At 52.0% G+C, this 14,628-nt stretch carries 8 protein-coding genes; 3 read left to right on the top strand and 5 right to left on the bottom strand.

Annotated elements, in window-relative coordinates; translation table 11 throughout:
• Positions 1 to 52 precede the first annotated feature (52 nt).
• A complete protein-coding gene (locus tag LDN30_RS09650; protein ID WP_223929368.1) occupies positions 53 to 976 on the top strand; it encodes a hypothetical protein in 924 nt (307 codons plus the stop codon).
• A gap of 1,194 nt (positions 977 to 2,170) precedes the next feature.
• Here LDN30_RS09650 and LDN30_RS09645 read toward each other — a convergent pair.
• Positions 2,171 to 3,304 carry a metallophosphoesterase gene (locus tag LDN30_RS09645; protein WP_223929367.1) on the bottom strand — a complete coding sequence of 378 codons (1,134 nt, stop codon included), beginning with the start codon at positions 3,302 to 3,304 and terminating at the stop codon, positions 2,171 to 2,173.
• A gap of 137 nt (positions 3,305 to 3,441) precedes the next feature.
• On the opposite strand from LDN30_RS09645, the gene LDN30_RS09640 reads away from it, so the two are divergent.
• Both LDN30_RS09640 and LDN30_RS09635 read left to right on the top strand, forming a co-directional pair.
• Positions 3,442 to 6,150: a SusC/RagA family TonB-linked outer membrane protein gene (locus LDN30_RS09640; protein ID WP_223929366.1), complete on the top strand. Its 2,709-nt coding sequence runs from the start codon at positions 3,442 to 3,444 to the stop codon at positions 6,148 to 6,150.
• Between the two features lie 86 nt (positions 6,151 to 6,236).
• Positions 6,237 to 7,889: a RagB/SusD family nutrient uptake outer membrane protein gene (locus LDN30_RS09635; RefSeq protein ID WP_223929365.1), complete on the top strand. Its 1,653-nt coding sequence runs from the start codon at positions 6,237 to 6,239 to the stop codon at positions 7,887 to 7,889.
• 521 nt (positions 7,890 to 8,410) lie between these two features.
• Here the strand turns inward: LDN30_RS09635 and LDN30_RS09630 are convergent.
• From LDN30_RS09630 to LDN30_RS09615, 4 genes are all read right to left on the bottom strand, one after another.
• Positions 8,411 to 9,829, bottom strand: coding sequence for a transposase (locus LDN30_RS09630; protein WP_223929004.1), 1,419 nt, complete (start codon positions 9,827 to 9,829; stop codon positions 8,411 to 8,413).
• Positions 9,830 to 10,241: 412 nt separating this feature from the next.
• Positions 10,242 to 11,663, bottom strand: a complete 1,422-nt coding sequence (locus tag LDN30_RS09625) for a C1 family peptidase (protein ID WP_223929364.1) — start codon at positions 11,661 to 11,663, stop codon at positions 10,242 to 10,244.
• A 474-nt stretch (positions 11,664 to 12,137) separates the two neighbouring features.
• Complete coding sequence (locus tag LDN30_RS09620) at positions 12,138 to 12,560, bottom strand: lipocalin family protein (protein WP_223929363.1); 423 nt, start codon at positions 12,558 to 12,560, stop codon at positions 12,138 to 12,140.
• 342 nt (positions 12,561 to 12,902) lie between these two features.
• Positions 12,903 to 14,627, bottom strand: coding sequence for an acyl-CoA dehydrogenase family protein (locus tag LDN30_RS09615; RefSeq protein ID WP_223929362.1), 1,725 nt, complete (start codon positions 14,625 to 14,627; stop codon positions 12,903 to 12,905).
• Between the last annotated feature and the right edge of the window lies 1 nt (position 14,628).

The raw sequence follows: 14,628 nt of genomic DNA, 5'->3' as shown, positions 1-14,628 counted from the left end.
TTTCACAATAATTGTATATCTTTGCAATCTTGAAAAGAATACACATGTAACTATGAAAAAGGGAATCGTTTATCTGGCAGCCGGCGCAATACTCTTGAGCGGCTGTGATACCTACACCGGAGCCGGTGCATATGCCGGCGCCACATTTGGCAGCATTATAGGGTCGGCCATTGGCGGTATCTCCAACGGACCGCGTGGCTCCGATCTCGGCTCTATCGTCGGAATGGCCGGCGGTGCGGCCGTGGGCGCTGTCATCGGGTCGGTGGCCGACAAAGCCGACCAGCAGCGTGTACACGACCACTACGACCAGGTGCAGCGCAATAAGCAGCGCGGCTACAACCCCTATGACAACGGCAGCCAGCGGCAAGCACCCTCGGGCAACTTCGCCGACAACGGTAATGACGATATCTACAGCTATAGTGGCTCCAATACCGGGGCTCCCGACGAGAGCGGCTTCGACGCCACCAACTCGGGTGACGACCGCATAACGTTCTCACCATCAGATACTACCAATCTTGTACCGTCGGCCCCGGCATCCGGCAACCCTGGCTATTCGGCATCAGAGCCAACAACGGTGGTGCCTAACGGGACGTCGCATTTCCAGATTATCCCTCAGGGCGTTACTTATACTCCGAACATCGAGATTGCCAATGCACGCTTCGTCGATGCCAACGAGGACGGTACTCTCAGCCGTAATGAGGACGCTAAGGTGACGTTCGAGATCTACAACCGCGGTCAGCAGACCCTCTTCAATGTCGTGCCGTCGGTTGTCGAGACCACCGGCAACCGCCACATATCCATCACCCCGAGCATCATTGTCGAGAGTCTCGCTCCCGGTCAGGGCATCGTCTATACCGCTTTTGTCAGAGCCGACAAGCGTCTTGCCAACGGCAATGCAAAGTTTGCCCTCGCCGTCCTGCAAGGAAAGAAGAGCATAAGCAAGGTCACCGAGTTCAATATCCCCACCCGGAAGTAACTCCTCAGCCACTGATTTCTATCCGTGACACCGCTCGCGCAACCGTTGCTCGGCCCCCTTGATTTTGGACGGCTTCTAACTCTGTCTTTCCGCACCCTGCAATGGAATCATGTTGACAATGTGTTTACGATGAAATGGTCACGTTGACAACACATTGATAATTAATGTGTTGCACGCATTCGCCGTAGGGACGGGGTTTATCCCCGTCCTTGCAACAACGGACAAGAATTGAAGTAAATATACCGCAGCAGCGAGGGCGGGGATAAACCCCACCCCTACGGAGGCCAAGTGCTGCAATCTCTTTGATAATTCATTGATGGCCAAAGTGTTGCATGCATCCGCCGTAGGGACGGGGTTTATCCCCGTCCTACCAACAGCGGACAAGATACAAAACAAATGCCCCGCAGCAGCGAGAGTGGGGATAAACCCCACCCCTACGGAGGCCAAGTGCTGCAATCACCTTGATAATCCATTGGTAGCCAAAGTGTTGCACGCATCCGCCGTAGGAACGGGGTTTATCCCCGACCTACAAACGGCGGACAAGATACAAAGCAAATGCCCCGCAGCAGCGGATAAGAATTAGGGTTGCTACCCCGCAGCTGGTAGGACAGGGATAAACCCTGTCCCTACGGCGGTTAAGTGCTGCAAATGTTTAATTATCAGTGTCTTGGATAGGATATCGGACAGAGTAGGGGCTGTCATCAATCCACGGGTGTGCGTTTATGGATTCTTTGCGGGGGCGGCTCTCATGGCCCTCCGCCGACGAATAAACCTTATTGCTGTCTGCCGTTGGTTGTCGACTGCAATTATGGGGTGTTGTATGCGTGTAGGTTGTGTGGAAATGTAAAAGTATTTCAGAAGGACTGCACTTTTGATATGCCTTTGCTATTATCTGATTATCATCATTCCGAAACATATCATTTCGGCTCGCAAAACGGTCCATTTCTGCTCACGAAATGGGCCGTTTTGCGTTCTAAACGAACCGTTTCGCAACGCTAAATGGTATGTAACCGATTAAAAACAACACAATACAAAGGCAGAGCGAGACACAGTATAATACGAATTACTTTTACATTCCATAGTCAACATTCTATTTCTGTCCCATTCTCTCTTATGTTGAAATTTAGCGCGCACAACCTGATATTGCCCACACCATCTCAATGCATACTCAATACATGAGGTGGTCTGCAGGCATCAGCCCTTGCGCTTCAGGGTTATGATATTTATCTCAGGCCAGGCCCCGAAACGGAACGGCACCGTACCGCCCACGCCCGTCGACACATACAGCATGGAATTGCCCTCGGTGTACTTGCCTCCCCACTCGTTGTAGGCCCACTTCGACGGCGAGAACTTTCCAATCTTCAACTGTCCGGCATGAGTATGACCGCTGAGCGTAAGCGCAATATCGGTCTTATGGAGCACACCACGCCGCCAGTGCGAAGGGTCATGGCTTAGGAGCACCTTGAACATTCCCTTAGGCAGCTCACCCATAGCCACGGCAAGGTTACCGTAGTCGGGGAACGGCGGCTTGGAGATATTCTCCACACCGATAATGGCTATCGACTCACTGATATTCTCACCATTGGCCTGGCGCAGACGGCCTATCGTAACATGCTCATTGTCGAGCAGCCGCCATCCCATCTTGCGCTCAAAATAGTGAAGGACATTCTGGTTGCGCTTCTTATATTCTTCGGAGTGGTCCTGACCGTATTCGCAGTAGTCGTGATTGCCCATGACACTGAGCACGCCGTCCTTCGACACCATTTTCGACAGATCACTGACGAACGGTCTCACCTCGTCGGCCCGCACGTTAACGAGATCGCCGGTGAAGACGATTAGGTCGGCATGCTGCTCGTTTACGACATTGACGAGTTTGCGTATGAACGACTTATTCTTCAGGAATGTTCCGATGTGCAGGTCGCTGAGCTGAAGGATGCGGTAACCGTCGAAGGACTGTGGCAACAGTTCCGACTCGCAGACGGCTTTCCTCACGACAATCCGCCGCCACCCGAAGAAGAACCCGTAGGCAAAAAGTGCCACGGGAACCAGTGCCGTCACGAGTGCAACTACGGGGCTGAAAACGAACTGAAGGATGACGAACAGCAGTTTCGGCAGGGCAACACAGAGCACAAGGGCGAAGAACAGGCGCATCGATGTGTTGTGCATTATCTCGCGGTTGGCAAGGACAAAGCACGTCAGCGTGAGAACCGTAGGCAGCCACCATAGCACCTTCACGATTCCTGATGCCGACGGATTGATGTACTCCGTAGCTATATAAACGTCGGGAGCGACGAGCAGTACAACGAACAATACTGCGAAAAATATCATATTCCTTGCCATAGCTGTCGTGATTTAAGATTACTACACGCAAAATTACAAAAAAAATCTTCAATTGTTAACACCGAAAGGTTTTTTTTATTATCTTCGCACCGTTATCAACAACAATTCCACAAGCCCGACCCGATATGAACAAAAACGCTATCATCACACTGACCCTTGCAGCCCTGCCGCTCTGCGCCACAGCCCAACATATTAAATATACCCCGGCAACGTCGGTACTTGCCGACACCATCGCTGGCCGCAACGGCTCCGTCGACGTCATCGGTGAGGGCCGGATGAACAAAGGACTTGTCATCAACTCGCTCGATGCCATCGCCGGTCAGGCCGCAGGTGTCGTCACCACCGGCGACAACCGCATGGCGATGATCAACAGTGTGCGTGTCCGCGGTACCACCTCACTCACCGGTGGCAACGACCCGCTCGTGATTATCGATGGTGTATACAGCGATATCGCCACCCTGTCGACCATCTATCCCGCTGATATCGAGAGCTTTGCCATACTGAAGAACGCTGCCGAGACAGCACCTTACGGCAGCCGCGGTGCATCAGGTGTCATCCAGGTCACGACAAAACGGGGCCGCGCCGGGAAGTTCAGCATCTCATACGATGGTAACATCGGCTTCGAGACTGTGTACAAAAAGATTGACATGCTCGACCGAAACGCCTATCTCGCCACGGCCGAGGCTCTCGGCCGCTACGCCACCGACGGAGGCTACAACACCGACTTCCAGGATGCCATCACGCGCACCGGATTCGTCACCAACCACCATGTGGCCTTCAGTGGAGGCACCGACGAGCAGAACTACCGTGCGTCAATAGGTGTGATGAACCACAATGCGCCACTTAGGAACGACTCCTACAACAACTTTGCCGCGAAAGTCGACCTCATGCAGATGGCCTTCGACAACCACCTGACCATCGACTTCGGAGTCTTCGGCTCGTCGCAGAGCAACAATAACGTCTTCAACCTCCAAGAACTGCTTTACTCGGCGGCAACGCTAAATCCTACCTTCCCCAACCACATGAACGCCGCCGGCGGATGGGACAAGAACGCCACCGCCTCACAGATAAACCCGCCGGGAGCCCTCCTTGGAAAGAAAAACCACAACCGGAACCAGAATTTCGGCTCCCACATACGCTTGAAAGCCGACCTCGGCCACGGCCTTACAGCACAGGCCTTCGGGGCCTATACCTACAACAGCAACGAGAACGCCAAGTCGGCACCGACATGGGTGTGGGCTCAGGGACAGGCCTGGCGAGGCGAGATGAAACAGGAGACATGGCTCGGCAACCTATCGCTCAACTACCACAAACGGTGGGCTGCGCGACACGACATCAACGTCACGGCACTCACGGAGTATGAGGCCACCAAGCAACGCGGGTTCTGGACATCAGTTAAAGGATTCACTACCAACGCCTTAGGCTACGACAACCTCACAGGCGCGGCCACTGTTCCCTACGGGCTCACGGGCTCGGGCTACGACAATCCGAAACTGCTGTCGTTCATGCTAGGTGCCGAATATTCACTGCTCAACCGCTACACCCTCAACGTCAACGCACGTGCCGACGGTTCGTCGATGGTCGGCAAGGACAACCGGTGGGGGTTCTTCCCGTCGGTGTCACTGTCGTGGGATGTGATGAAAGAGCCATTCATGAAGCGGCAGACCGTCTTCTCGCGACTCATCCTCCGCACCGGCTACGGTCTCACGGGAAACCTCGGAGCCATCTCTTCCTACAACTCCCTGAACATGCTGCTCCCCGACGGTGCCATACCATGGAACGGCTCAACGGCCGTCACCTACTCGACGAAACACAATGTCAACCCCGACCTGAAATGGGAGACGCGCGGAACATTCAATATCGGTGCCGACATGGGATTCTGGCACGACCGACTTATCGTCACAGCCGAGTACTACTACTCCCGCACCTGGGACATGCTCTACGAGTATGACGTGCCCGTACCGCCGTTCACCTACGACAAACTCCTGGCCAATCTCGGCAAGATGTCGAACAAAGGACTGGAAATCGGCGCAAGTGTCACACCCGTTCAGCAGCGCGATATGGAGCTGAATGTCAGTATGAATATGTCGTTCCAGAAGAATAAACTCATCTCGCTCAGCGGCAACTACAACGGCGAGAATCTCACCGCAGCCGACATCACGTCGATAGGCAGCCTAAACGGCGCAGGATTCCACGGCGGTAACAACAACATCGTCTACCAGATTGTAGGACAGCCCCTTGGCGTTTTCTACCTGCCCCACTGCACCGGACTGACGAAGAATGCCGACGGCACATACAGCTATGCCATTGCCGACCTCGACAATAACGGCCGTGTGAATATCGAGGACGGAGGCGACCGGTACATCGCCGGACAGGCTATGCCGAAGATGTTTCTCGGTACAAACATCAGTTTCAGGTACAAAGATTTCGATATCACCCTGCAGGTCAACGGAGCTTTCGGCCACAAGATATACAACGGGACGGCCCTAACATACATGAATATGGGTGCTTTTCCCGACTACAACGTCATGAAGGACGCACCGAAGGCACGTATCTACGACCAGACAGCCACCGACTACTGGCTCGAGAAAGGCGACTACCTCAATTTCGACTATCTCACCATCGGATGGAATGTGCCTATAAGTAAGACAGCACGATACATCTCGTCACTGCGCCTGAGTGCGTCGGTCAACAACCTCGCCACCATAACATCCTACGATGGACTCACGCCGATCATCAACAGTAGCGTCGTCGACAATACACTCGGCATCGACGACAAGCGCAGCTATCCGCCCTACCGTACCTTCAGTATCGGTGTAAGTATCGGATTCTAAGCCTCTTGGCATCTGTGACGGCACCATCAGAAATCTCTATCAGTATAGCTACCACGCCCTACAAAACCAAATAAACGAAAAAAGCGATGATAATGACAACCCACATAAAAAGAACTATCTCCCGTCTGGTTCTAATCGCCGTAACGATCTCAGCCTCAACGGTTCTCGTCGGATGCCTCAACGAGGACCCACGCGACAGAATCAGTGCAGACGAAGCCTACGGCACCGCCGACAAACTCCTCCTCAACACAGTCGGAACGCTGTACAACTACATCGGCGGAAATGCCGACAGCCAAGGGCTTCAGGGCACCGTCCGCGGTGTCTACGACTTCAACACGTTCACCACCGACGAGGCGATGATTCCCACCCGTGGCGGCGACTGGTACGACGGCGGCTTCTGGCAGTCGCTCTACAAGCACAGTTGGACAGCCAGCGACAACGCCCTCTATAATACGTGGAACTATCTCTATAAGGTGGTGATGATGTGCGACCAGTCGGAGAAGATTCTTAACGAGCGACGCGCGCTCCTCACCGATGCTCAGCTGAATGAGGCCTTGGCCGAAGTCAGGGGGCTGAGGGCGATGTACTTCTTCTATCTCATGGACATGTACGGTCGAATTCCGCTCGTGACCGATGCCACAACACCCGTCGACAGCATCCGCCAGAGCGAACGCAGCGAGACGTTCCGATACATATATAACGAGCTCGAGAGCGTGGCACCATCCCTGCCCGATGTCCACAGCAACCTCCAGAACGACTACTATGGACGCTTCACACGACCGGTAGCCTACTTCCTGCTCGCCAAACTCGCCCTGAACGCCGAAGTATATGCCGATGACGACTGGACCGACGGTGTGCGCCCCGACGGCCGGACGATAATGCTCGATGTCGACGGACAGACGATGAACGCATGGAAAGCATGCCAGGCCTGGTGCGACAAGATTACGGCTGAGGGCTATGAGCTCGAAAGCAACTACGCCGCCAACTTTGCCGTCCACAACGAGACGAGCCGTGAGAATATCTTCATCATCCCGATGGATAAGTATCTCTATGCCAACCAGTTCCTCTACCTCTTCCGCAGCCGGCACTACAACCACGGTGCAGCAATAGGCCAGGATTCCGAAAATGGCAGCTGTGCCACCATCTCCACCGTCCGCACCTACGGTTACGGCACCGACAGCGTCGACAAACGTTATGCCATCAACTTCTACAGCGATACCCTGCGCGTTGACGGAAAGATTGTGAAACTCGACGACGGCACCCCACTCGTCTACATGCCGTTGGCCGTAAAGCTCGACCTGTCGGGAGATGCCTATGAGAAGACGGCCGGAGCACGCATGTCGAAGTACGAGATTGACCGTAAGGCATATTCCGACGGCAAGCTGCAGAGCAACGATATCGTCCTCTTCAGATATGCCGACGTACTGCTGATGAAAGCCGAGGCAAAGGTCCGCAACGGCGAGGACGGCTCGGCGGAGCTCAACGCCGTGCGCTCGCGTGTCGGTATGAGCCCGCGCCCGGCCACACTGAAGACGATTCTCGACGAACGTCTACTCGAACTGATGTGGGAGGGATGGCGCCGTAACGACCTCGTACGATTCGGACTCTTCAACAAAGCCTACGACCAGCGCACGCCACTCGACAACGAGCAGACCGGCTACACGACGGTGTTCCCCATTCCCGAGGATGCCATCTACCACAACGCCAATCTTAAACAGAACAAGGGCTATTCCGACTGACCGTATGGATTCATTGGTGTCTGCAAACAACGGTGTCTTCGTCAAAATCTTTCCGTAATGCCTCATTATCAGCATTGCGGAAAGATTTCACTCTCGGCAAGCCTCTTTAGACTACCCTTACCCAACAAATTCACATCGTATTTTGCACTGAGAGCAGCGCATTAGACAATTTCTGTGAGCAAGATGAGACAAATCCAATCTCATCCGTTGTTCTTTTATATTGATTTAAGCTGATTGTTTTCCGTTGCAAAGGTACACAATATTTTTCCCGATTCCAAATTTCAGGGGGATAGAAAGGGGGATAGAAAGAGGGATAGAAAGAGGGATAGCAATGGTTGATGATGCAAAGAGAGCAACTTTCCACCCCTACTTTCCATAATAAGCAGTGCACTTAGGATAGGCTTTCTGACTTAGTCAATGCGTCACCAAAAAATATAGCACATAGCTGATGCGATTGATAATCATTAGTAAGTACGAGGGCTGGGAAACGCATTCTATTAAAGAAACCTCCATTTGAGACACTATACACCAAGCATAGCAACTAGCTCTTCTATATATTTAAGCATGGTTGCCGTACCCCATTTACCACCATCTTTGGTTCTCACCTTCTTGTATTTTGAAAGGTATCTGAATATAGCCTTGTAAGAATATTTCTTGCTTAGCCCCAGCTTGACAAACTCATTTTTAACCCTTGTCGTTATGACGACGGAGAGAAAATTAATCAGTTCGGTGGCATATACGCTGTAGTCGGAATGCACGTTTACCGTGTCACGGTCAACGATATTCTTGTATAGCCAGAACAGAGTCTCCACAGACCATCGCTGGGAATAGGCTAAATAGACGGTTAATGGGTCAAGGTCAGCTTTTGACTTGAAGACAATCAGACCGAATAAACCTTTCCTCTCGACATAGCTTTCTGCCTTGAAGTTATCTTTCTTGTTGGCATTCTGCACATATCCAATCTCCTGTTCGGAGGCTGCCTTCGGGTCGCGGAAAGAGTAGAGGAACTTGCCGTTTGACATTTTTTGCTTTTTGTATAGAATCGTTCCGTCCTTATAGTCTTTCAATGGCATTGTCGGCTCATCCATCTTGTAATTCTTTATGAACGCCGAATTCTGCTTCAACGGTATCAGGTATGCCAGTCCTTCCATCTTGTCGACTTTCTCAAAAAGCTTGTCGTTGTAGAAACCCTTGTCGAATACCATCAGACCATTCTTAATCTCATACTCCGCTACAAAGTCGTCTATCGCCGTCTGATCCAGCATGTTGCCTGCGTAAGGCTTTGCCGCTATGGGCTCACGCGTCAATGGGTTGAAAGCATACAGCAAGCTGATATCTTTGGAGCCTTTCTTCGCTCCCTTGCGCGAGAACTCCGACAGACTCCCCGTCTTGGCATTGTAGTCCTTGAGCATGCCATCGATAACCATGTCACCGCCGGTAAAGGTGTTCACCCTATTGCGCATGAACTCACAGATAAGGGAGTACGCCTTGCCTATCTTCACAAGAAACCCGGACACTGCCGTCTCAGACAAATGCACTCCCGGATACATCTCTGATGCAAATGAGCAGAGGTACTGTATCTGCAAGTCACGGTTCATGATGCCTCCATATGAAGCACGGAGCAAGGCAATGACATAGAGGCGCTTTGCATCGTCGAGATTCCAAACCTTGGCGAGTTCTTGAAGAAGTCCACTGCCGTACTTGTCACAGAGAGCCACCTCTCCATAATCTTTAATATCCACTTGATTTTTCTTGCGCATATATGAGCCCTCGACAAACTTGCCGTTTACAATTTCTCCTACCGTTCCTTGGTCTACGGGGATAGGTTTCCCGTTAATTCTTTTGCTCGTCCTTTTTATGACGACAAAACGACTGCCTCTCTGTCGGACTATCGTACTTTTGGGGCGGGCGACTGACTTTATCTCTTCTGGAATAGCCATAAATATGTATAGTATCTATATAATTAAAAGAACTATACAAAGGTACAAATAAATGGCCATATCTGCAAGAAATTACCAATAATATTGGCAAAAATAATTATGCAGAGACTAAAACAAGGGGAAGTTTAAACGGGCTTTCTACGAAAGAAAGCCCTTGCTAAGCCAGAAACGGCAAAGCAAGGGCCAAATTGTATAGTGTCTCAAATGGAGGTTTCTTTATTCTATTCTAAAAAAAACGAATAAAACCTCTTGCGCTTGCAAAATATCCGATGCTCCGCTGATACCGCAGATTTTCGCAAATTCATTAATGTTATCTGCGGAATCAGCGATATCAGCATGAGGTTAATTGTACGTAAGTCTTGCGGGCTTCACGAACCCGGTTTGACCGGGAATCATATCTTCCGCAGGAAACTTACTCGTCCTCGGCGAAGAGAGGATCCTCCGGCATCACCATGACAGGCTTTTGCTCCGAGGCCTTGAGGATATTGACCGGGACATACTTCTTGTCCACAACCAGTCTGAACATATAGTCGTTGAACCAGCGGTTAGTCATGATAAGACAGCCGCCTACACCATAGGACGGACCCCAAGAGTTTTCGACCTTCCACTTCGTAGGATTGCCGTTGTCGTCGAGGTCGACGGCGGTGAGCGTCATGGCATGAGTGGACCCGCTGTCGAAGGTGCGAATTCTGTCGGCCTTGTCCATAGGGAACGTAGTGCCGAAGAGCGATGCATAGTCGTAGTTGTCGCTGTCGAGATAGCCTCGCTTGCGGTCGAACTGCTTGCCGACATCATAGCTCGAATACATCTTCGCACTGTCCTTGAGCGATGCTATGGCCATGCGTGCGATGTCTGTCATTGGCAGATTGACATATTTCCAGTTATGACCGTCGTAGGTGTGGCGGTCATATTCCACCTCGTAAGTCTTGTAGTACTCCCGGCGCGGGTCGTTCATAGCCATGATGAACGTCCCGTTGAGCGGGTGACCGACCGTGGCATTGTAGAATTCCTTCGGTGTATAAGTGTGCGGACGGCCTATCGCCTTCCCGTTCTTGTCCTTGAAAGCATACTCGAACGACTTCACCGGCTCACCGATAGTCATGGCCAACATCTTGTATATCGTCCCGAGCATCTCCGTCTTGCGCTGCCGCAGTTTCGATGCCGATGCTTTATGGGCCACCATCGTCCTCAGTTCCAGACCATATTCGCGCAGCTTCGACGACACTAAACGTGCCATCCGCGATGTGTTCTCGGCCGAATATGTCTCGGGCATCACCTCCATCGGCACAAGCCCGTACTTCTCGCTGAGGTCGGCAACACCACAGAACGTACCACCGTCATTGATAGGATTCTTGAAGAAGAACATCACCCTCTCGTCGTCCATGGGCTTACCGGCACAGTCGATGACACCCTGGAGGAAGAGGTTCGCCTTCTCCAACTGGTCGTAGAAGAACACATAAGCCTGCGAGAACTCCACCCTCATCGAGTCCTTATGCTCACGTGCGAAATTGGCACGAAGCACGTTCAGCCCCGAGAACAGCCAGCAGCGGCCGCTCGACTTCTGGTCGTGGATGCTCTGTTTGGGAGTCTCCACGCTGAAATAAGTGTCCACCTGACCGGCATTCTTGAAGTTCTTAGCCAGGTCGTCGATGGAGTTTGAGGCAATGGCATTGGCTAAGGCACGATCGCCGGCGGCAGGAGTCCCCGCCTTCTCTATGGCACCAAGCATCTGCATATCGATGCCCCCGCCTTTCGTCTGAGCCTGCATGAAGGATGGCGCGCACAGCATCAGCCCGAGCGCGGCACCAAGTGTGATAGTCTTTCTGTAGTTCATAGTTTATCCTGTATTGTTGTTGATTCGCCAACAAAGGTAGTAAAAAACAACCTTTCCGCCACATAATTCCACAAAAATAACGCTTTTCCACCTTCCGAGCATTGTTTCTATGACTACGAAATATCTTTACACCATTCCCAAACATGCCGTTTTGCGTTGCGAAACGGTTCGTTTTAGAACGCAAAACGGCCTATTTCGTGAGCAGAAATGGACCGTTTTGCGAGCCGAAATGATATGTTTCGGAATGATGTAAATAGATTTCGATGTTTGTCTATAGCTGTGTTGTCGCTCCTTGAGACGTAGGGATAGTTGAATTTTTCTGCACCCAAGGGATTCAGCAAGCTATCTTCCTCGCCACATGAAGTTATCTTCTATGCCACATGAAGTTACCTTCTATGCCACATGAAGCTATCTTCTTTGCCACATGAAACTATCTTCTTTGGGGCTCGAAGATATGTTCCTTGCCGCAGGGAGTTATTTCCCTGCGTTGTTACTTTCGGCCTGCCGGCGTTTGTAGACAATGTCGCCACCGAGAAGGGTGATGGTGTTAGCTTTGAAATCGACGATGCCGGTGTCGTTGACAGCGGTGTCGGCGGGCATGCCCTCGGCGGTGCTGACGGCATTCATGATTATGGTGTCGTTCTTCAGGGTCCACTTCCGGTATTGATATGTCGGCATATTTATCGACTGTGCCGACCCGTCTTTTTTCAGGGTGACACCCATTGTGTCGCTCATCTCGTTGGTGGCCTCGTCGCCGGTGACAATCCAGTCGCCGGCAATGGAGTCGGCCATGTTCACTTTCTTTGGCTGGTCGTCGTCCATGGGCTTGTTGGCGTTGCTGTTTCCGCAGGCTGTTATGGCCAGGACCGAAAGAGCTAAGAGTATGTTCTTGTTCATATCAGAGAGAATAATTATTGTCTATAGTTAAAACCTCTATTCGTGATAATTATTACTTGCGTCGCGAACTTTTATTAGTGTTGCCGGCTTTTTACACGTGATTCCAGTGCTCGTCCGGATCCGTTCCTCGTGTAATAACGTTCCGCAGTGGCTGATGCCGGGCGCTCGTAATAACGTTTCCCGTCTCGGAAGGATAATCCTTGTACGAGATAAAGGGTTTGTCGGATAAAAAAAAGAACCCCAGACACAGGTAGCTCTGCTCCCTTAGTCTGAGGTTTCAATTATCGAATCCTTTTCAGGATCATTGTTTTGTAGGAAAGGGCTGTTTCCCTTATCATCAATTTATGCTTCGGTCTCCTCGGTTTCCTCGGCGCGGAAAGCATCTAAATCGCTGGCATTGAAAGCCTTGACGTAAGCTGCATGGCCTGTAACCTCTTCCTCGGCTGCACGCACATAGACGTTTGCCGACTTGGCGAAGAGCTCAGGAGCCTCGTTGGCATCCCTGATGATGAGCAGCGACATGATGATATCGGCGGTCATATCGTAGAGACGACGCGCCAGGAAGTCGTGTTCGTCCTGATTGCCGTCCTCCTTGACCTTGTTGACAGCCTCCTCGTAGAGCGGGATGAGCTTCTCGACGCGGGTCTTCAGAGCCTTCATGTCGTCGCCAACCTCCTCCTGTGCCATTTCCTTAATAATATTAAGGTATGTGCCGTTGGTGATATAGCGTACGGCAGCGACAACCTGCAGCTGTGTCGTTCCCTCATAGATAGAGAAGATGCGGGCATCGCGGTACAGGCGCTGACTCTTGTATTCCATGATGAAACCAGAGCCTCCGTGAACGGAGATGGCATCGTAGGCATTCTGATTGGCATACTCTGAGTTCATACCCTTGGCCATAGGAGTGAAGGCATCGGCCAGACGGCTGTACTTCTTCATTTCCTTACGCTCGTCGGGGGTGAGCTTACGGTCGCGTGAGATGTCCTCCAAAGCCTTGTAGATATCGACGTAACGGGCTGTCTGATAGAGCAGACTGCGACCGGCATCGAGCTTAGCCTTCATGCGCGAGAGCATATCGTAGACAGCCGGGAAAGTGATAATCTTCTTTCCGAACTGCTCACGCTCCTTGGCATAGGCCAGGGCTTCGTTGTAAGCTTCCTGCTCCACACCAACGCTCTGGGCAGCGATACCGAGGCGGGCACCGTTCATCAGGCTCATGACATACTTGATAAGTCCGAGGCGACGCTCACCGCAGAGCTCTGCCTTTGCGTTCTTGAATACGAGCTCGCAGGTTGGTGATCCGTGGATACCGAGCTTATTCTCGATGTGGCGAACCGTTACGCCGCCGTCGTTCTTGTCGTAGATGAACATCGACAGACCGCGGCCGTCGCGTGTGCCTTCCTCTGAGCGGGCAAGGACGAGATGGATGTCGGAGTCGCCGTTGGTAATAAATCTCTTCACGCCGTTCAGTCGCCATGTGCCGTCGGCATCCTGTGTGGCCTTGAGCATGACGCGCTGAAGGTCGGAACCGGCGTCGGGCTCGGTGAGGTCCATTGACATTGTCTCTCCCTTGCTGATGCGGGGAATGTACTTCTCCTGCTGTTCCTTAGAACCAAACTCATACAGTGTGTCGATACAACTCTGCAATGACCATACGTTCTGGAATCCTGCGTCGGCAGCACTGATAACCTCGGAGAGCATTGAGAATACGGTGTTTGGGACGTTCAGACCGCCGAAACGACGGGGCATCGATATTCCCCAGAGACCGGCCTTGCGCGTAGCGTCAAGGTTTTCGTATGTCTTGCTGGCGTATTGCATACGGCCGTCGACGAGGTGCGGACCCTCAAGGTCGACAGCCTCCGAGTTCGGCTCAATGATATTTGCGGCCACATCGCCGGTGATGTCGAGCAGACGCTTGTAGTTCTCGATGGCATCCTCAAAGTTGACAGGTGCATCGGCATAAGTATCCTTATCGGCGTAGTCGCGCTCCTTGAGGTCGACGATACGCTTCATCAGAGGGTTGTTCAGGTGGAACGCAATCTCTGGATGGTCTGTATAGTAATTCATG

It is taken from the genome of Prevotella lacticifex, from assembly GCF_019973375.1.
Lineage (GTDB): Bacteria > Bacteroidota > Bacteroidia > Bacteroidales > Bacteroidaceae > Prevotella > Prevotella lacticifex.
Note: the sequence above shows the minus strand (reverse complement) of the source record. Positions and strands in the feature narration are given on the sequence as shown.

Bases quoted from the DNA above. Each gene is read 5' to 3' on its own strand.
- LDN30_RS09650 (WP_223929368.1), top strand. From the start codon at position 53: ATGAAAAAGGGAATCGTTTATCTGGCAGCCGGCGCAATACTCTTGAGC.
- LDN30_RS09645 (WP_223929367.1), bottom strand. From the start codon at position 3,304: ATGATATTTTTCGCAGTATTGTTCGTTGTACTGCTCGTCGCTCCCGAC.
- LDN30_RS09640 (WP_223929366.1), top strand. From the start codon at position 3,442: ATGAACAAAAACGCTATCATCACACTGACCCTTGCAGCCCTGCCGCTC.
- LDN30_RS09635 (WP_223929365.1), top strand. From the start codon at position 6,237: ATGATAATGACAACCCACATAAAAAGAACTATCTCCCGTCTGGTTCTA.
- LDN30_RS09630 (WP_223929004.1), bottom strand. From the start codon at position 9,829: ATGGCTATTCCAGAAGAGATAAAGTCAGTCGCCCGCCCCAAAAGTACG.
- LDN30_RS09625 (WP_223929364.1), bottom strand. From the start codon at position 11,663: ATGAACTACAGAAAGACTATCACACTTGGTGCCGCGCTCGGGCTGATG.
- LDN30_RS09620 (WP_223929363.1), bottom strand. From the start codon at position 12,560: ATGAACAAGAACATACTCTTAGCTCTTTCGGTCCTGGCCATAACAGCC.
- LDN30_RS09615 (WP_223929362.1), bottom strand. From the start codon at position 14,627: ATGAATTACTATACAGACCATCCAGAGATTGCGTTCCACCTGAACAAC.